The following is a 16,090-nucleotide window of genomic DNA, read 5'->3' on the forward strand; positions in this document are numbered from 1 at the left end:
TCCAAGCCCGGTGCCGCCGGGATTCGGCAGGGGCGCAATCGTCCAATCGAAGCGCGGAATTAAGCGCGGCTTAAGCTCTGGTGGCGAATGTAGCGGTCAGGTTTGCGGACGCTTTCAACATGACCGATTTCAGTATTGTCATCCCCGTCTACAATGAGGAGGCGGTTATTCCCCTGCTGCTGCGGCGGCTGGATCAGTTGATTGCGTCGATTGACGGCAGTGTGGAAGTCATTTTCGTGGACGACGGCAGCCGGGATTCCGGCTCGTTGTTTCTGGCCAATCTTGCGCGTGAACACGCTCGCTACCGTTATTTGCGGCTGGCGCGCAATTTCGGCCACCAGATCGCCATTACCGCCGGGCTGGAAGCGTCCTGCGGCCGAGCCGTCATCATCATGGATGCCGATCTCCAGGACCCGCCGGAAGTGGTGCGGCAGATGATCGCCAAATGGCGTGAAGGCTATGAGGTGGTCTATGCGCAGCGGGTCTCACGAGCAGTCGAATCCCCGTTCAAGCGCGCTAGCGCGCATCTGTTCTACCGCATGATGACCCGCCTGGCGGCCATTGAAATTCCCCGCGATGTCGGCGATTTCCGCCTTGTCGATCGGGCTGCGGTGGATGCTTTCCTGCAATTGCCGGAAACCAATCGCTATGTGCGCGGCATGTTCGCCTGGATCGGATTTAACCAGACGGCGGTGCCCTATGAGCGTGATGCACGCGCTGCCGGTGTCAGCAAGTACCATTTGCGCAAGATGATTGGCCTGGCAGCCAATGCCATCATCAGCTTCTCCGATGCGCCGTTGCGCTTTGTCATCTGGATCGGGGCGCTGGTCTCCATCGCTGCCCTTGCTTATGGCGGCTACGCCGTGGCGCGCGCGCTGCTCTGGTCTGACGGGCTGGTGGATGGATGGGCCTCGACAGTCGCCGTCATCTCCCTGCTATCGGGCGTGAACATGCTGCTGACCGGCATTGTGGGGCTCTATATCGGCCGCATCCACAACGAGGTGAAACGGCGCCCGCTCTATGTGGTGTCGCGCAAGGTGGGCTTCGAGAACGTGGCGGCCGTCCGGCCTGCCATTGGCAAGCGGGTTGCGCGATGAGTGACACCGAATTCGATCGTATCGAAAGCCAGTACGAAGAACTCGTCGAGCGCTCCATCGAGTTCTCCGGGCTCGGTCATGATTTCTTCATGGCGGCCAAGGCCGACCTGCTTGGCCGTATCGCTGCCAGCCATTTCCCGGATCGGCAGAATCTCAACCTGCTCGATGTCGGTTGCGGGGTGGGGCGCCTCCACCCTCATCTGAAGGGCCAGTTTGCCTCGATTAGCGGATGCGACGTTTCGGAAAAATCGGTGGCGCGGGCCCGGCGCGACAATCCCTTTGCCGATTATGCCGTCAGCGCTGAAAGCGGGCTGCCTTACGCCGATGCAGGTTTCGATATTGTGCTCACCGCGTGTGTCATGCACCACGTGCCGCCGGCCCAATGGGTGTCGTTCCTTGCTGAGATGCGCCGCGTCCTGCGCCCGGGCGGCGTTGCCGTGATCATCGAGCACAACCCGTTCAATCCGCTGACGCGCCTGGCCGTAGCCCGGTGTCCATTCGACGTCGATGCGGTGCTGCTGTCTTCGGGCAAGAGCCGCAGATTGTTGCTCGAGGCCGGCTTCGCCCGCCCCCAGACGCAGAATTTCCTCTTCCTGCCCACAGCTGCTCCGGCTGCGCGCCGGTTCGAGCAGGCCTTCAAGTGGCTTCCCCTGGGGGCTCAATACGCCGCTATCGGGACGGCCTGAATGCGCCTCGCCGCGTCTCTCGTTACCCTCTTTGCCACTCTGTTCACATTCTGGGCGCAGGTCAGCAGCGGCCTAAATCCGGACGTCTCCTGGCTGCTGACGGTTGGCGAGCGCATGCTGGACGGGCAGCAGCTCTATACCGATATCCACGAGCTCAATCCGCCGATGTCGGCGCTGCTTTACCTGCCCATGGTGGTGCTGGGGCGCTGGCTTGGCCTGCCGCCCGAGCCACTGGTGGTCGGCGCTATCCTGCTGCTGACACTTGTCTGCCTGCGCGGTGCGTCGAAAATTCTGCGCCGCGGTGATCTCCTGGGTGATCCGGGTCTCTGGTGGATCATCGGCGTGATGGTGATGATCGTGTTTCCGGGGGTGAACTTTGGCGAGCGCGAGCATGTCGCGCTCATTCTCATGCTGCCCCTGCTTGCTGTCGGAGCGGTCAGGCAACAGGGCGGACTGCCCGGCATCCGCGCCGAACTGCTGGCCGGCCTCGCAGCCGGCCTTGTCATGACCATCAAGCCGCATTTCGCCCTGCCGATCCTTCTCGTTGCGCTTTATGGCGCCGCATGGACGCGGTCCTGGCGTCCGATGTTCAACCCGGCCCATGTGGTCGCGGGGCTGGTTCTCATTGCCTATGGGCTTGTGGTGTTGGTCTGGTTCTCCAGTTTTTTCACCGAAATGCTGCCTGTTGCGTCGGCCGCCTATGTCGGAGACCGCTGGCCCCCTGCACTTCTGGTTTTCGGTCTGCCAACGCTTCCATTCTGGCTGATGCTGGCGGGGCTCCTGCTGCTCTATCGCCGCGAGGTGATGTCGCCGCCAAAGGCGCCATTGCTTGTGGCGTCGATTGGATTTTTTCTGGTCTACATCATCCAGGGCAAGGGTTTTGTCTATCACCTGCTGCCCGGCAATGCGCTCGCGGCCATGGTGCTCGCCCAGTGCTTCATCGAACGCAACGGGCAGGGGGCGCGAAGACAGGTGCTACTGGTTCTGGCAGTGGTGGTGCTGTCTTTCCCGGGCCTTATGGGACTGCGTGGGGATCCGGTGCGCATCGAGGTAATGGCGGCGCTTCGGCCTTTGGGACCGGGCCTCGCCATTGCCAATTTAACGGCTCATCTCAGTGTCGCCAGTCCGCTGCATCGCCAGCTCGACGCCACGCTGGTCAATGCGGGGCCCTGTTTGTGGATCACCCTCGGGGCCACGCGGCGCTCCATCGCGACGGACGATGCCGGTGTGCAAGCGCAGATGCGTGCGCTGGAGGCGTGGGAGCGTGCCAGATTGGGGGCCGACCTGTCGGCCAATCCGCCAGACATCATCCTTGCCGGCGCAGACAGGTTTGACTGGATCAGCTGGGCGCGACAGGACGCAGACCTTGCAGTCCTGCTCGATGGCTATGAACTGATGGTGACGCTGGGTCCAGAGGCGACGCCGTTAGAGGTCTGGCGTCGTCTTTAGCAGCCCTCTTCGAGCGGGGGCCGTCGGGGCGAATCGTTAGTTCAGACCGGCACGGATGCGTAGGCCGCGAACAGCAGACCCAGAGAGGCAAAAAACATGACGGAGAGGGCGATCTGGGTCTTGCGCATGATAAGTCGGTCCTGCGCCGGGAGGAGGCGCGATTTGAGTTGTAGCCGTGAGGCGTTAATTTGAGATTTCGACCGAGTAGTTTTCGATCACAGTGTTCGCGAGGAGCTTGTCGCACATCGCATTGATTTGGGAACGCGCGGTCTCGGCGTCGGTTCCCGTTAATTCGAAATCAAACACCTTTCCCTGCCGGACGCCGGACACCCCGGCAAAGCCGAGACTCGCCAAAGAGCCCTCGATGGCCTGGCCCTGGGGGTCGAGAACGCCGTTCTTGAGCGTAACTGTGACGCGCGCTTTCATGGCAGCTTTCCTTGCACCTACTGGACCAGGCGCGGACCGGTGGTCAGCGCATTGTCGTTTTCCACCAGGATGCCCAGGCGCTGGGCGACTTCACGATAGTTCTCGACCAGGCCGCCGAGGCCTTCGCGAAAGCGGTCCTTGTCCATCTTGTTGCGCGTCTTGATGTCCCACAGGCGGCAATTGTCCGGGCTGATTTCGTCGGCCAGCACGATACGCATCAGGTCGCCTTCGTAGAGGCGTCCGCATTCGATCTTGAAGTCGACCAACTGGATGCCGACGCCCATGAACAGGCCGGTCAGGAAATCGTTGATGCGGACGGCAAGGCTCATGATGTCGTCGAGTTCGGCCGGAGTGGCCCAGCCAAAGGCGGTGATGTGCTCTTCGGACACCATCGGGTCGCCCAGCGCATCATCCTTGTAGCAGAACTCGATGATCGAGCGGGGGAGGCGCGTGCCCGGCTCAAGGCCGAGGCGCTTGGCCAGCGAGCCGGCGGCGACATTGCGCACGATGACCTCGAGCGGGATGATCTCGACTTCCTTGATCAGCTGCTCGCGCATGTTGATGCGGCGCAGGAAATGGGTCGGGATGCCCAGGTCATTGAGCTTGGAAAAGACGAATTCGGAAATGCGATTGTTCAGCACGCCCTTGCCGTCGATGACTTCGTGCTTGGCGCCGTTGCCGGCGGTGGCATCGTCCTTGAAGTACTGCACCAGTGTGCCCGGCTCGGGACCCTCGAACAGGATCTTGGCCTTGCCTTCGTAGATTTTGCGTCGACGGTTCATGGCGAATCCGGTGCCTTGAAAGAGGAGGGGTAAGTTGGGCGCTTCATGCGCCAGAACGGCACAAAAAAGCAAGGGCTTTCGTCCTTCCCAAGGCGCGGGGCATGCGGTCGCAGTCATGCGCCTGCCGTTGATTTGCTGCGGCGAACCGCCTATGTCCTCAGGCGAAAGCCGATTGGACGGCAGCACAGCCAAGTGGGAGTGACCATGAGCGGGTTTGACGAACGCAAGAAGGGCCAGGAAGCCAAGTTCGCCTTCGACGCGGAAAAGAAGTTTAGGGCAGAGGCGCGCCGCAACAAGCTGCTGGGCCTGTGGGCCGCCGAGCTGATGGGCCTCGAAGCCGAAGCTGCCAAGGCCTATGCCGCCGAGGTGGTCGCCGCTGACTTCGAGGAAGCCGGGGACGAGGACGTGTTCCGCAAGGTGTCGGGCGATCTCAAGGCCAAGGGCATCACCATTACCGATGACGTGGTGCGCGAAAAAATGCTGACGCTCATCGCCGTCGCCAGCGAGCAGATCGCCTCCGAAGGCTGATCGCATTGCCGCAGCAAAGAACAAGGCCCTGTCGGGAAACCGGCGGGGCCTTTTGTTTACAGCCGCTGCATCAGCCGCGTGAACATCAGCAGCCCCTCGGGCCAGGGGCCGTGCCCGGAATGGACGTTGATGTGTCCGGCATTGCCGGCCTGGTGGAAGTCCGAGCCCCAGGCGCCGGCATAGTCGGCGGCGCATTCGAGCGAGCAGAAGGGGTCGTTGTCCGAGACCACAAGCAGCGAGGGAAAGGGCAGGGGATCGCGCGGCACGAGGCCAAAGGCGCGGGCCTCCTCCGGGACGTCCCGATTACTCTCGATATCGGGCGGCGAAACCAGGAACGCCCCCTTGACCTTGCCTTCCGGCAGGCGCGGGGCGGCCTGCACCACGGCGATGCAGGCCAGCGCATGGGCCACAAGCACGACTGGCCGTTCGGCCAGTTCCACCGCCTTGATGATGGTGTCGGTCCAGTCTTCCGGGTCCGGATCGTCCCAGTCGGCCTGTTCGAGGATGGCGGCGGTGGACATCTTCTCGGCCCAGCGCAATTGCCAGTGCCCGGGCCCGGAACTGCCCAGGCCCGGCAGGATCATGATATCTGCATCGGCAATTCTCATGCGCCAAAAACCCGGGCAAAGATCGTGTCGACATGCTTGAGGTGATAGCCGTCATCGAACATGGCGTCGATTTGCGCATCACTCAGAGTCACTTCCGGATCGTCCTTGAGGTTCTGCGCAAAGAGCCCGGCGCGCTCGCCACGGTGCTCCCACACCTTCATGGCGTTTCGCTGCACGGCGGCATAGCTGTCCTCGCGGCTGTAGCCGGCCTGGGTCAGCGCCAACAGCACGCGCTGGGAATTGTGCAGCCCGCCGAGCAGGTCGAGATTCTTGCGCATGTTTTCGGGATAGACCACCAGCTTGTCGATCACCCCGGTCAGCCGCGCCAGTGCGAAGTCGAGCGTAATGGTCGCGTCCGGGCCGATCATGCGCTCGACCGAGGAGTGGGAGATGTCGCGCTCGTGCCAGAGCGCCACGTTTTCCAGCGCCGGCACCACCATGCCGCGCACGAGGCGCGCGAGGCCGGTGAGGTTTTCGGTCAGCACCGGGTTGCGTTTGTGCGGCATTGCCGACGAGCCCTTCTGGCCGGGCGAGAAGAATTCCTCGGCTTCGAGTACTTCGGTGCGCTGCAGGTGGCGGATTTCCACGGCGACGCGCTCGACCGAAGAGGCGATGACGCCCAGCGTGGCGAAGAACATGGCGTGGCGGTCGCGCGGGATCACCTGGGTGGACACCGGCTCGATGGAGAGCCCGAGCTTTTCGGCGACATATTCTTCCACCGAGGGATCGATATTGGCGAAGGTGCCGATGGCGCCGGAAATGGCGGCGGTGGCAATTTCGTCGCGGGCGGCCACAAGGCGGGTCCGGTTGCGGGAGAACTCGGCATAGGCTTCGGCCAGTTTTACGCCAAAGGTGGTCGGCTCGGCATGAATGCCGTGGCTGCGCCCGATGGTGATCGTGTCCCTGTGCTCATAGGCACGCTTCTTCAGCGCCGCCAGCAGGGCGTCGATATCGGCCAGCAGGATATCGGCGGCATGCTTCATCTGCACCGAGAGCGTCGTGTCGAGAATGTCCGACGAGGTCATGCCCTGATGCACGAAGCGCGCTTCCGGCCCGACGATCTCGCTTAAGTGTGTCAGGAAGGCGATGACGTCGTGCTTGGTGGTGCGCTCAATTTCGTCGATGCGCGCCACGTCAAACCCATAGTCGCCGCGCTCGGCCTTGCGCGCGTTCATCACCTCCCAGATTTTCTCGGCGCTCTCCTTGGGCACGACGCCCAGTTCGGCCAGCTTGGAAGTGGCGTGCGCCTCGATCTCGAACCAGATCGCAAAGCGGCTCTCGGCCGACCAATTGGCAACCATTTCGGGACGGGAATAGCGCGGAATCATGGGTTTAGCCTTGCAAGGTCAGAGTTTGATTCAGTTCGAGGTGACGCGAAATTCGCGATCACCCCCTCCCGGCCTCCCCCATCAAGGGGGAGGTGTCGGGCCGGTGTTCTGGATCAGACCGAGCCTCAGACTCGATCTGGCACCTCCCCCTTGATGGGGGAGGTAGGGAGGGGGTGGAGCCACGCACTCGAAGCTACGCCTAAACCACCATCCCCGTGGCCGAATCGCGGATCGCCTTGATGCGGCCAGCATAGGTGGCGGGATCATTCCCGCCGTAAACCGAAGACCCGGCCACCAGCACATTGGCGCCGGCATCGACAATGGCGCGGGCATTGTCGGCGCTGACGCCGCCATCGACTTCGATGTCAATATCGCGGCCGCCGATCAGCGCCCTGGCCTGTCGCAGCTTGTCGAGGGTCTCGGGAATAAAGCTCTGCCCGCCAAAGCCCGGATTGACGCTCATGATCAGCACCAGGTCGACATCATCGATCACGTGCTGGATGGCCGAAACCGGCGTCGCCGGGTTGAGCGCCACGCCGGCCTTCTTGCCCAGCGCGCGGATCGCCTGCAAGGACCGATGCAGATGCGGCCCGGCCTCGGCATGCACGGTGATGATATCGGCGCCGCCCCTGGCGAAATCGCTGAGATAGGGATCCGCCGGGGCGATCATCAGATGCACGTCGAAGACTTTGTCGGTCACGCCGCGAATGCGCTGCATCACCGGCGCGCCGAAGGAAATATTGGGCACGAAATGCCCGTCCATCACATCGACATGAATATAGTCGGCCCCAGCCTCGACAATCGCCTTCACCTCATCCCCCAACCGCGAAAAATCAGCGGAGAGAATAGACGGCGCAATGCGAAGCGGGCGCGTGAGTGTCATGGGCACCTCGGCGAAAAACGGATGCTGGTGCTGTAGCGTGGGAGCGGGGCACGGGCAAGGGGCGGGTGGTGGGACTTTGGTGGAGCGTCGATAGAACAGGGAGTTCGAGACCGTTGACTTTCTTGGGCGGCGCCATCGAGCCGGACATTGGCCGATATTTGGTGGATCAGAGGCCTAACCGAGGACGCTGCTTATTTCTGCCCGAGCCCGGCTTTTACAGACGCAATCTTTTGAAGCAGTTGGGCCCCAGAAAACGGCTTTTGCAGCCAGCCAAGCGGCTCAGCATCCGCTGCTCGTTGTTTGGTGGCCGCATCTGCGTGAGCGGAGATGAACAGGGAACTCAGGCCAAATCGGCGACGCAGTTCCTTGGCAACTTCTACACCGTCGTCCCTATCCTTCAGTCGAATATCCATCAAGACCAGTTGGGGGCGAGTGGATTCAGCCAAGGCGAGCGCTTCTCTCGCAGTGGCCGCCACACCAACACAGTCGTGGCCACCGTCTTCAAGCGCCGCTTCGATTTCGAGGGACACGATCCATTCATCCTCAACAACCATGACCCGAAGCGTATCGGCCCTCACAGGCGCAGACAGGCCGTCGTCATCGCTTTGCGAGAAAGTCGGCAGCGGCTGGCGGTCACGGGGGGCGAAAGTGAGATGCTCTGCGTGCAAAATGTCATCCTATTCATCAAAGCGGATGACGAAGCGAGCGCCATCAGCATTTTCCATCAACAGCGAGGCTCCCAACTGCCGACACAGACCTTTCACCAGGCCCAGCCCGGATGACCGGCGATTTTTGGGGTCCAGGGGGAGCCCAGGCCCGTTGTCATGGACCACGAGCTCCCATCCATCAGGGTGTTTGACCAAGGTCACCTTCACACTGCCGTTGGCATGTTTGGCGGCGTTTGTCAGAAGCTCATTCAAAATGAGCGCCAGAGGCGTGGCGGTCTCGTGGGCCAATTCGCCATCGTCCACTTGAACGTCTATGCGTAGCCCGCCGCTGATGGTCGTGCTGGTCGCGTCGCAAATTGCATGGACGAAAGCGGCGGAGGATATCGTCTCGATATCCTGGGACTCGTGCATCAACTGCTGCAGTGATGCAATCGCCGCGATGCGCTGAATAACCTCCTCCAGGATGAGGCGCGCCTCTGCGCTGTTGGTTTCCCGCTGTGCCCCGTGCATCAGGGCAATAAGCATCTGCAGGTTGTTCTTCACTCGATGATGCAGTTCGCGAAGCAAAATCTCATTGCTACGCAGGGACTCCTCCAGTGCAGCCTGAACCCGGCGGCGTTGATGGACTTCAGAGTTGAGCTCCCGGACTTTCGCGGCGAGGACTGGAAACTGGTCCCGATGCGGATGGAGACAGCGGACAAAGATAAAGGGTGAGTCATGTATCTGGGTTCTGGTACCGCGCAGTCTAAACCTGACTGGTGTCCCGCTGACGTCACGAAGGGTCGCAGCACCTGGAAGGGATTGTGTAGTTCCGGAGCAGCGGCGAAGAAACTCTGTTAGCGAGTCGTGAGGCTGCTCAGCAAAATCCAGAAGGTTGCCACCCCCGCGAGACGAGCCGAATAGGCTTCCCGCGGCTTGATTTGAGAACGCAATCTTGCCCTTAAGGTCGACGAGGAATGCCGGCTCTTCTAACGCATCGAGCACTGCGTCCTGCATCTCACGCAGCATCACTCCGCTTTCCTGAAATACTCACGAGAATACGGGTCAGGTGCGTCTGCAGGCTTTAGATGCACGACCACGCGGCAGCCCGGATCACCGCGAGCAATTGCTTCGCTGATCTCGACGCGGGCGTAGCCGAGATTGTCGGCAGCAATGGAGCCGAATACGTTGGACGTCATCATGCATAGCGAAGGTCGACCCTCGACAAACCTGCCAAACGGACACGCGTTGTTACCCAGCACAATGCTGTCCTCGCGCTCCTCAATTATGTAAAAATCGCCCTGAATGCGTCTCTTCAGATCCACAAGTACGGCAGCGACTTGGTCCCTCGTCAGATTGTTCACGCCCAGAGCCTGTCGATAGGTCTGGTTGATCTGTTCGCCGATGGAACCGCCGACGACGCTGATATAGCCGGCCGCCTCTTCGATACCAACGACATCCTCCAGCGTCCCAGCCAGTTCACGCAGGAGAGAGCGCAGAAACACGTCTCGCTCCAGTGGGACACTAATTTCCTGAACGATCTGATCGGCGTCGGTCAACTGCCTGCCTGCCTCGGGCATTACGAAACTCCTGGATCGATCTCAACTAAAGCCAAGAAGGTATCGCATGAGGTCAGGGTCAAGACAACGTGGCCCTTAGGCCCCGGGTGTTTCAGGGCGGTGAGACAGGCCCCTCAATGTCCAATGAGGGGCTATTGCCCAGTTCGTAATTAGTCCCCAACCTATCCCCGCCCCCTCCAGCTCATGCCATCCTCTCCAGTCAAAACCCCTTTTCCTGACCGGAGACTGCCATGTCCAAATCCAACCTTACCTTGCGCAAGGCGAAGGCTCATGAGGCTCTGTTTGTGCGTCTCTGTGCCTTGATGGATCAGTCGATGGCAGCCAAGCGTCCCGGCGCGCCGGTTTCGGAGGCGGCGGCTGCGTTGGCTGGGGCGGTTCTGGGTGAAGTGGCGTGGTTCGACAGTTCGGCGTCAGCCTCGCCGGCGCCCGCGGCCGACTGGGCTGACCTGCTGCTGCAATTGGGTCAGGCGCGGGCGCGGCTGGAGGATTTCGAGGCGCAGAACAGCGCCTGGGACAAGGATCAGAATGCGCGGCTGTGGCTGCTCAGGTATGGCACCGCGCCCATTCGCCGCCTGCGCCCGCTCTCAACCCTGTCGCCACGGCCCAAAAAGGACCCCAAGGCCAGCGAACTCCGAAAGCTGCTGGAAACGCGCATCAATGCCATCACCAAGGGCATGGTTTAGGGAATGGGAGGATGTGCGCCTGGAGCCAAGGCGGACTCGATGCGACACCTCCCCCTTGACGGGGGAGGTAGCGAAGCTTGGCCGCGAGGCCATGGCGCAGCTGGTGGGGGTGCTCACGCATAGGTGGTCTCCATTGGCCTTCATTCGTCGGGCCCGCCTCCCAGCCATTCGAGCAGAGCTCTCATGGCCTTATCACCTAAAATCACGCCACTGGCGTAATTTTGCCTGCGGGCCGGATCGAAGCCCCGCGAGGGGGGGAGTGACACATCGAGTGTGCCCCAAAATTTATCCCCGGCACCAAAACCTGCCCCATACTCGCACTCATCTCTCCCGTGAAAGGGCGGACTGCAGCGAACGGTTGCGGGAGAGAAAGCCGGGCATGGGGCAGTCGCTTGTCGCCATGGTCTGGTGGGCGGTGGATGAGAGTTCGGCCTCTGTCGATGCAGATCGACAGCGACAGCGCGTGCCTTTGTGGCGGGCGCGTCGGACAGTTCACCAGGGTCCTGCCTAACGAGAAACCCCGGCGTCCCGAGACGGCTTTCGTTTCGTTTTTTATCTACTCTTTGGGACGCGAGACGTCTCGGGACCCCGCTCTGCCGTTTACCGGAGGCCCGATTTCTGGCCGTCCGGCGCGCCTTCACGTCTATTGTGCGCAAATCCGATCCCGGATTTGGATTCTGCGCCGAATGGTGATACCCCACGCGCGGGCGACCGTCCGGTCGCATCCGTCCGTCAAACCATCGGCGAGGCGTAAAGCAAAGTTAGGAAAGTTTTTGCAGGTTCAGGTTCGCGACAATAATGTCGAACAGGCGCTCCGCGTCTTGAAGAAGCGTCTCCAGCGCGAAGGCGTGTTCCGGGAGATGAAGCTCCGCAAGTATTTTGAAAAGCCCTCCGAGGCGCGCGTGCGCCAGAAGGCTGAAGCTATCCGCCGCAATCGCAAGGCGGCGCGCAAGCAGGCTATTCGTGAAGGTCTGATCGCCGCGCCCAAGCGTCCGGCTCGTCCGGGCATGCCCTCGCGCGGCTAAATCCCCCTCTAGCGGCCGGGCCTTCTGGCCTGGCCGAGAGTTTCCATCTGCCGGTGCAAATGGCGGATCTGCCCTGGTTCCAGTATGCGGTCGCCGATCCGCAGCATGGCGCCCTTGAGGCTCACAGGCGCAGCCTGTTCCATGGCAAAGCGGATGGCCTTGGCGGCCGAGGCGAAATGGCGGGCACCCTGGGCGCGCGCAGTTGCAATATCGCTGCCGAGGAACAATTCCCCCGGGGCGTTCAGAAGTTCGGTATTCATTATTCGTCTTTCTTCCGGCGTCTGGCCGGTGTCTCAGCGCTTGGGGCGCTGGAGGGGATAATCCTTCGCGTCATAAAGCGCGCGGATTGTGTCACCCTCAAATCTATCGTCACCGCTTTCCATCACTATGCCGCGCAAAGCTGCGCCGGGCATGTCTTCGATGGCAAAGCGAACCGCCTCGGCGGCTGTGTCAAATCTGAAGTAGCGGGCGTTGCGGGTCTTCAGCGTCGCAACGCTCGAATAGAGCTCGGCAGGTGCGGACCAGTCGAGGTCCGCGTTCACCGCTTGGAAATGGCGATGGAGAAGGCGTTTTCGCTCTCGGAAAACACGGTCTTCATGGCGGCGCTGGGGCTGAGGTCGGCCTCTTCCACGACGCGCTCATTGCTCTCGCCCCAGGATTTCACCCGATAGAGCACCGGACCCTTGTCATGGGGCAGACAGGAGATGACCTCGCAGGGACCGGCAGGCCGGTTGCTATGGCGCGGGGCTGAACGCAATTCCAGCATCTGACCGACTTTAAAGAGGTGCGGCATGGTGCGCTCCTTCATTCAAGAGAATGGGGGCGTCATGGACGCCCCCATGGTCGCTGGGCTTAGGCCAGCGCGATATTGATGGCGCTTTCGCGGCCGTCGCGACCCTTTTCCAGGTCGAAAGTAACCTTCTGGCCATCGGCGAGGCTGTTGATGCCAGCGCGTTCCAGAGCCGAGACGTGGACGAAAGCGTCCTTGCCACCGGTGTCGGGCGTGATGAAACCAAAGCCCTTGGTGGAGTTGTAGAATTTCACGGTGCCGTTGATCATGTTGGCGCCTTTCGAATTGGCTCGAAGCAAAGCAAGCGAGCAGGTTTCCCCTGCGCACAGTGCGGCAGGAGCCTATCAACGTTTGCAGTTCGGAAGGTAAGCCAAGCGACCGGCAAGCCGGCAGGCTGAGTTTGCCAACAGTGGCAGAAACGTATGGGATGTACCTTCTACTTCAAATGGCGTGAAGTCAAGGCTGGAGACCTGAAGAGACTTGGTGAAGCGGTTGCTGGAAGGAATCGTAGCAAACCCGCCGCCAGCTTCTCGGCGGGTGATCGGGGCGTCGCCTTAGGCCGAGAGGCGTCCAGTTCCGTGGGGCAAGCTCCGGAACCAGACGCAGAGTGCGTCGCACTATGGCAGCGGTAGACGGAGTTACATGGTCCGGCGCTCTGATGTCGAACGATGTTCGGACCCTGTCATCAAGGGATAAATCTGCCAGAGGGCGGAAATACCCACGAGGATATAGACGATGCGCGCAAGCAAAGCGTCCTGCCCCCCGAAAATCGTCGCTACAAGATCGAACTGGAATAAGCCAACCAGCCCCCAGTTGATCCCGCCAACGATGACCACAACAAGCGTAATGATATTGATGGCTTTCATTTCTATCTCCACTAAGCGTCTTCACTTTAAAACTTGAGTGCGTAGTTGGTTCCAATCCTATTATTTCGCGGTGGTCGCAGAAAGTGCGAAAGCGCAGGGCGCATGGTTTGTGACCGGAACACTTCAGCCGTGAGTGAATTGGCTGCCGCTTCCACCTCACTTCGCCGCGATGCGGCTTTGCGGCTCATTGCCTTCCCCGTAGGCCGCGCTAAACAGGGGGCAGCAACAAGGAGCGTCCTGCGTGGAGTTTTCCCTGCCTCTGGTGATCGGCGCGGGTGTCCTGAGTTTTCTCAGCCCCTGCGTTCTGCCCCTGGTGCCGCCCTATCTCACCTATATGAGCGGCGCGAGCTATGACCAGTTGCGCGCCGAGGCGGTGTCCGGCTCCGCGGGTCGCCTGACGGGCCGGGTGGCGCTGACATCCATCTTCTTCATTCTCGGCTTTTCGGTCGTCTTCATCACCCTGGGCGCCACGGCTACCGCTTTCGGCCAGGTGTTCCGCCAGTTGCTGCCCATCCTGACGCCGGTGGCCGGGTTGGTGATCATCGCCATGGGCCTCCATTTCCTCGGGCTCTACCGCATCGGCATTCTCGACCGGCAATTGCGCCATCATGGCCCCGGCGCGGCCTCCGGCCCGATGGGCGGGTTCCTGCTGGGCCTCGCCTTTGCCATTGGCTGGACGCCCTGCATCGGGCCGGTGCTGGCGGCGATCCTCTCGGTCGCGGCCAGCCGGGAGACGGCCTGGGAGGGCGCGTCGCTGCTGGGGCTCTATTCGCTGGGGCTGGGCATACCCTTTTTCCTCGCCGGCATTGCCATCGGGCCCTTCCTCACCTTCTTCAATGGCTTCAAGAAGCATCTGGGCACGGTCGAAAGGGTCATGGGCGGGCTGCTGGTGGTGACCGGCGTGCTGTTTCTCACCGGCAATTTCACCCGCATTTCCTACTGGTTCCTAGATACCTTCCCGGTCCTCGCCAATTTCGGCTGAGCGCGCTTGGGAAATGTCCCTCGAATGCGGCCAAATAACAGGACCGAGTTAACCCTGTTCACGGTTTCGAGAGCACAATGGGTTTTCGCTGCTCGGCTTTCAGGTCCAGTTTACGTCTCGCTCCCAGTATGGCGTTGTTTCGGGCGAGGGACTGAACAAAGTGAACGCGAACAGCCAGCCCATGGCTCGGGCGGTAGATCAGATGGACGACGAGACGGGCGGTGCGGTCAATGCGCCGCTGGCCTTGAGCGGTTCATTTTCCGTCGCGGTGTTCAATTGCATCGAGGATGTCGAAACACTCTGGCGCCGCTTCAACGCGTCGGGCGTGGAATCGCCGGGCCAAAGCTATGATTTCATCCGCCTCTGGGTCGCGGAGCGCGCTATTCCGCGGCGGGAACAGCATTATGTGGTCGGCTCCGTCGATGGCGAACCGGTGGCGATCCTGCCGCTGCATTTGAAACGCGTGCATGGCATGCAACTCTTTACTTGGTTTCCCGGTCCTCATGCAGGTTGCTATGCCCCGGTCGCTGACACTGCGCGGTTGGCGACCCTCGGCCCGGCCGGCCGGGCGGCTCTGTGGTCGGCCATGACCCGCGCCCTTTCGGGCGCCGACCTTGTCTACCCCCGCTCAATGCCGCTCGAGATCAACGGGCACCAGAATCTCTTCGATGAGCTGGGTTCGAACCTGACCGTCGAGGCGCTTTATCGCGCGCAGTTCTCTTCCTGGGAGCATTGCGACAGTGAACAGCGCAGTCGCTCCCGGCGCAAGCATGATCGACAGCAGGGGGATCGTCTCGCAGCTCTGGGTACGGTTGCGTTCGAGGAGATCACCGATCTTGCGGCTGCCCATGCGGCCGTCGACATCATGTTTGCGCAGCGCTCGGCACGGTTCCGCGCCCAGGGCATTCGCGATGCCTTTGTTGCGGACAATCTCGTCGGTTTCTACCATGCTGCCCTCGATCCCGGATCGGGCGTGGATGTGCGCCTGCATGCCTTGCGGCTGGATGGCGAGATCGTCGCGGTGCGCTACAATGTGGTGCAGGGCGACCGCATGTTCTGCCTGATCTCCTCGATGAGCGACTGCGCCCGCATTCAGGGCGGTTCGCCCGGCAAGCAATGCCTGCTGCGGGTCATGCAGACTGTGTTCGAGCAGGAGATTGCCGTGTTCGATATGGGGTGTGGCTATACCGACGAGAAGCGTCACTGGTGCAATGTGCAGATCCCGTTGCGCCAGCATTATGTCGGCCTGTCGCCGCTGGGGAGTGTGGTGATTGCCGGCCACCAGTCGTACCAGAAGCTTCGGGCATGGGCGAAGGGCAATGACGCAATCAGGTCGCTGCTACGCTCGGTCCACCAGTTGAAAGACCGCCTCATGGGCGCAGGCGTTTCAGATCAGCTTTAGCCCGCGCAGCGAGGCATGGCCGGATTTGCCGATGATGATGTGATCGTGCAGCACGATCCCCAGTGGCTTGGCGATATCGGCGATTTCGCGGGTCATCCGGATATCGGCCGATGAGGGCGTCGGATCGCCTGATGGGTGGTTGTGCACCAGAATCAGCGCTGTTGCCGAGAGTTCAAGGCCCCGCTTGATGACCTCGCGGGGATAGACCGGCGTGTGATCGACTGTGCCGGTCTGCTGCACCTCGTCGGCAATCAGCCTATTCTTCTTGTCGAGAAACAGGATGCGGATGTGTTTCTCGGCAGGCTTTATGTTCTATAAATCAAGCCAT

Annotated in this window: 21 protein-coding genes and 1 pseudogene; 8 read left to right on the forward strand and 14 right to left on the reverse strand. The window is 61.4% G+C overall.

Annotated elements, in window-relative coordinates:
• Window positions 1-119 precede the first annotated feature (119 nt).
• Genes ACXYMS_RS05145 through ACXYMS_RS05155 form a run of 3 tightly spaced genes read left to right on the forward strand, consistent with a single transcriptional unit; the run spans window position 120 to window position 3,232 of the window.
• Window positions 120-1,097, forward strand: coding sequence for a glycosyltransferase family 2 protein (locus tag ACXYMS_RS05145; protein WP_458904243.1), 978 nt, complete (start codon window positions 120-122; stop codon window positions 1,095-1,097).
• A complete protein-coding gene (locus ACXYMS_RS05150; RefSeq protein ID WP_458904244.1) occupies window positions 1,094-1,783 on the forward strand; it encodes a class I SAM-dependent methyltransferase in 690 nt (229 codons plus the stop codon). Before ACXYMS_RS05145 ends, ACXYMS_RS05150 begins: the two co-directional genes overlap by 4 nt.
• The gene (locus ACXYMS_RS05155; RefSeq protein WP_458904246.1) at window positions 1,784-3,232 is read left to right on the forward strand and encodes a hypothetical protein; all 1,449 of its coding nucleotides are present in this window, start codon (window positions 1,784-1,786) and stop codon (window positions 3,230-3,232) included.
• 183 nt (window positions 3,233-3,415) lie between these two features.
• On the opposite strand, the gene purS is transcribed toward ACXYMS_RS05155, so the two are convergent.
• A complete protein-coding gene (gene purS, locus ACXYMS_RS05160; protein ID WP_458904248.1) occupies window positions 3,416-3,658 on the reverse strand; it encodes a phosphoribosylformylglycinamidine synthase subunit PurS in 243 nt (80 codons plus the stop codon).
• Between the two features lie 17 nt (window positions 3,659-3,675).
• The gene (gene purC / locus ACXYMS_RS05165) at window positions 3,676-4,440 is read right to left on the reverse strand and encodes a phosphoribosylaminoimidazolesuccinocarboxamide synthase (protein ID WP_254674147.1); all 765 of its coding nucleotides are present in this window, start codon (window positions 4,438-4,440) and stop codon (window positions 3,676-3,678) included.
• Between the two features lie 204 nt (window positions 4,441-4,644).
• Here purC and ACXYMS_RS05170 point away from each other — a divergent pair, with 204 nt between their 5' ends.
• Window positions 4,645-4,968: a DUF1476 domain-containing protein gene (locus ACXYMS_RS05170; RefSeq protein WP_458904250.1), complete on the forward strand. Its 324-nt coding sequence runs from the start codon at window positions 4,645-4,647 to the stop codon at window positions 4,966-4,968.
• A 56-nt stretch (window positions 4,969-5,024) separates the two neighbouring features.
• Here the strand turns inward: ACXYMS_RS05170 and ACXYMS_RS05175 are convergent, their stop codons facing one another.
• The 6 genes from ACXYMS_RS05175 to ACXYMS_RS05200 all read right to left on the reverse strand — a co-directional run bounded on the left by ACXYMS_RS05175 (window position 5,025) and on the right by ACXYMS_RS05200 (window position 10,014).
• Window positions 5,025-5,576 carry an RBBP9/YdeN family alpha/beta hydrolase gene (locus ACXYMS_RS05175; RefSeq protein ID WP_458904252.1) on the reverse strand — a complete coding sequence of 184 codons (552 nt, stop codon included), beginning with the start codon at window positions 5,574-5,576 and terminating at the stop codon, window positions 5,025-5,027.
• Window positions 5,573-6,904, reverse strand: a complete 1,332-nt coding sequence (purB, locus tag ACXYMS_RS05180; RefSeq protein WP_458904254.1) for an adenylosuccinate lyase — start codon at window positions 6,902-6,904, stop codon at window positions 5,573-5,575. Before purB ends, ACXYMS_RS05175 begins: the two co-directional genes overlap by 4 nt.
• A 199-nt stretch (window positions 6,905-7,103) precedes the next feature.
• A complete protein-coding gene (gene rpe, locus ACXYMS_RS05185; protein WP_458904256.1) occupies window positions 7,104-7,787 on the reverse strand; it encodes a ribulose-phosphate 3-epimerase in 684 nt (227 codons plus the stop codon).
• 191 nt (window positions 7,788-7,978) lie between these two features.
• Window positions 7,979-8,455: a response regulator gene (locus ACXYMS_RS05190; RefSeq protein ID WP_458904258.1), complete on the reverse strand. Its 477-nt coding sequence runs from the start codon at window positions 8,453-8,455 to the stop codon at window positions 7,979-7,981.
• Window positions 8,456-8,464: 9 nt separating this feature from the next.
• Window positions 8,465-9,463, reverse strand: coding sequence for a sensor histidine kinase (locus ACXYMS_RS05195; protein WP_458904260.1), 999 nt, complete (start codon window positions 9,461-9,463; stop codon window positions 8,465-8,467).
• Complete coding sequence (locus tag ACXYMS_RS05200; protein ID WP_458904262.1) at window positions 9,463-10,014, reverse strand: methanogen output domain 1-containing protein; 552 nt, start codon at window positions 10,012-10,014, stop codon at window positions 9,463-9,465. Before ACXYMS_RS05200 ends, ACXYMS_RS05195 begins: the two co-directional genes overlap by 1 nt.
• A gap of 230 nt (window positions 10,015-10,244) precedes the next feature.
• Between ACXYMS_RS05200 and ACXYMS_RS05205 the strand changes: the two genes are divergently transcribed.
• Both ACXYMS_RS05205 and rpsU read left to right on the forward strand, forming a co-directional pair.
• The gene (locus ACXYMS_RS05205; protein WP_458904263.1) at window positions 10,245-10,697 is read left to right on the forward strand and encodes a hypothetical protein; all 453 of its coding nucleotides are present in this window, start codon (window positions 10,245-10,247) and stop codon (window positions 10,695-10,697) included.
• A 773-nt stretch (window positions 10,698-11,470) separates the two neighbouring features.
• Window positions 11,471-11,722 carry a 30S ribosomal protein S21 gene (rpsU, locus tag ACXYMS_RS05210; protein WP_458904265.1) on the forward strand — a complete coding sequence of 84 codons (252 nt, stop codon included), beginning with the start codon at window positions 11,471-11,473 and terminating at the stop codon, window positions 11,720-11,722.
• An 8-nt stretch (window positions 11,723-11,730) separates the two neighbouring features.
• Here rpsU and ACXYMS_RS05215 read toward each other — a convergent pair whose 3' ends face one another.
• The 5 genes from ACXYMS_RS05215 to ACXYMS_RS05235 all read right to left on the reverse strand — a co-directional run bounded on the left by ACXYMS_RS05215 (window position 11,731) and on the right by ACXYMS_RS05235 (window position 13,378).
• Window positions 11,731-11,982, reverse strand: coding sequence for a hypothetical protein (locus ACXYMS_RS05215; RefSeq protein ID WP_458904267.1), 252 nt, complete (start codon window positions 11,980-11,982; stop codon window positions 11,731-11,733).
• 33 nt (window positions 11,983-12,015) lie between these two features.
• The gene (locus ACXYMS_RS05220; protein ID WP_458904269.1) at window positions 12,016-12,264 is read right to left on the reverse strand and encodes a hypothetical protein; all 249 of its coding nucleotides are present in this window, start codon (window positions 12,262-12,264) and stop codon (window positions 12,016-12,018) included.
• Window positions 12,261-12,515 (reverse strand): hypothetical protein, encoded by a 255-nt coding sequence (locus tag ACXYMS_RS05225; protein ID WP_458904271.1) that lies wholly within the window; start codon window positions 12,513-12,515, stop codon window positions 12,261-12,263. Before ACXYMS_RS05225 ends, ACXYMS_RS05220 begins: the two co-directional genes overlap by 4 nt.
• A gap of 59 nt (window positions 12,516-12,574) precedes the next feature.
• Window positions 12,575-12,781: a cold-shock protein gene (locus ACXYMS_RS05230; protein ID WP_458904272.1), complete on the reverse strand. Its 207-nt coding sequence runs from the start codon at window positions 12,779-12,781 to the stop codon at window positions 12,575-12,577.
• Window positions 12,782-13,150: 369 nt separating this feature from the next.
• On the reverse strand, window positions 13,151-13,378 hold the full coding sequence (locus ACXYMS_RS05235; protein WP_458904274.1) for a DUF378 domain-containing protein: 228 nt from the start codon (window positions 13,376-13,378) through the stop codon (window positions 13,151-13,153).
• 241 nt (window positions 13,379-13,619) lie between these two features.
• On the opposite strand from ACXYMS_RS05235, the gene ACXYMS_RS05240 reads away from it, so the two are divergent.
• Both ACXYMS_RS05240 and ACXYMS_RS05245 read left to right on the forward strand, forming a co-directional pair.
• Window positions 13,620-14,360 (forward strand): cytochrome c biogenesis CcdA family protein, encoded by a 741-nt coding sequence (locus ACXYMS_RS05240; RefSeq protein WP_458904276.1) that lies wholly within the window; start codon window positions 13,620-13,622, stop codon window positions 14,358-14,360.
• 160 nt (window positions 14,361-14,520) lie between these two features.
• Window positions 14,521-15,762: a GNAT family N-acetyltransferase gene (locus ACXYMS_RS05245; protein ID WP_458904278.1), complete on the forward strand. Its 1,242-nt coding sequence runs from the start codon at window positions 14,521-14,523 to the stop codon at window positions 15,760-15,762.
• On the opposite strand, the pseudogene ACXYMS_RS05250 reads toward ACXYMS_RS05245, so the two are convergent.
• Window positions 15,748-16,047 (reverse strand): annotated as a pseudogene (locus tag ACXYMS_RS05250) (JAB domain-containing protein); the annotation flags it as partial. The gene ACXYMS_RS05245 and the pseudogene ACXYMS_RS05250 sit on opposite strands and share 15 nt — an antisense overlap.
• Window positions 16,048-16,090 lie beyond the last annotated feature (43 nt).

This window comes from Devosia sp. CAU 1758, assembly GCF_054482695.1.

Excerpts from the sequence above, each read along its gene's own strand:
- ACXYMS_RS05145 (WP_458904243.1), top strand. The coding sequence starts at position 120 with ATGACCGATTTCAGTATTGTCATCCCCGTCTACAATGAGGAGGCGGTT.
- ACXYMS_RS05150 (WP_458904244.1), top strand. The coding sequence starts at position 1,094 with ATGAGTGACACCGAATTCGATCGTATCGAAAGCCAGTACGAAGAACTC.
- ACXYMS_RS05155 (WP_458904246.1), top strand. The coding sequence starts at position 1,784 with ATGCGCCTCGCCGCGTCTCTCGTTACCCTCTTTGCCACTCTGTTCACA.
- purS (WP_458904248.1), bottom strand. The coding sequence starts at position 3,658 with ATGAAAGCGCGCGTCACAGTTACGCTCAAGAACGGCGTTCTCGACCCC.
- purC (WP_254674147.1), bottom strand. The coding sequence starts at position 4,440 with ATGAACCGTCGACGCAAAATCTACGAAGGCAAGGCCAAGATCCTGTTC.
- ACXYMS_RS05170 (WP_458904250.1), top strand. The coding sequence starts at position 4,645 with ATGAGCGGGTTTGACGAACGCAAGAAGGGCCAGGAAGCCAAGTTCGCC.
- ACXYMS_RS05175 (WP_458904252.1), bottom strand. The coding sequence starts at position 5,576 with ATGAGAATTGCCGATGCAGATATCATGATCCTGCCGGGCCTGGGCAGT.
- purB (WP_458904254.1), bottom strand. The coding sequence starts at position 6,904 with ATGATTCCGCGCTATTCCCGTCCCGAAATGGTTGCCAATTGGTCGGCC.
- rpe (WP_458904256.1), bottom strand. The coding sequence starts at position 7,787 with ATGACACTCACGCGCCCGCTTCGCATTGCGCCGTCTATTCTCTCCGCT.
- ACXYMS_RS05195 (WP_458904260.1), bottom strand. The coding sequence starts at position 9,463 with ATGCTGCGTGAGATGCAGGACGCAGTGCTCGATGCGTTAGAAGAGCCG.
- ACXYMS_RS05200 (WP_458904262.1), bottom strand. The coding sequence starts at position 10,014 with ATGCCCGAGGCAGGCAGGCAGTTGACCGACGCCGATCAGATCGTTCAG.
- ACXYMS_RS05205 (WP_458904263.1), top strand. The coding sequence starts at position 10,245 with ATGTCCAAATCCAACCTTACCTTGCGCAAGGCGAAGGCTCATGAGGCT.
- ACXYMS_RS05215 (WP_458904267.1), bottom strand. The coding sequence starts at position 11,982 with ATGAATACCGAACTTCTGAACGCCCCGGGGGAATTGTTCCTCGGCAGC.
- ACXYMS_RS05225 (WP_458904271.1), bottom strand. The coding sequence starts at position 12,515 with ATGCCGCACCTCTTTAAAGTCGGTCAGATGCTGGAATTGCGTTCAGCC.
- ACXYMS_RS05230 (WP_458904272.1), bottom strand. The coding sequence starts at position 12,781 with ATGATCAACGGCACCGTGAAATTCTACAACTCCACCAAGGGCTTTGGT.
- ACXYMS_RS05235 (WP_458904274.1), bottom strand. The coding sequence starts at position 13,378 with ATGAAAGCCATCAATATCATTACGCTTGTTGTGGTCATCGTTGGCGGG.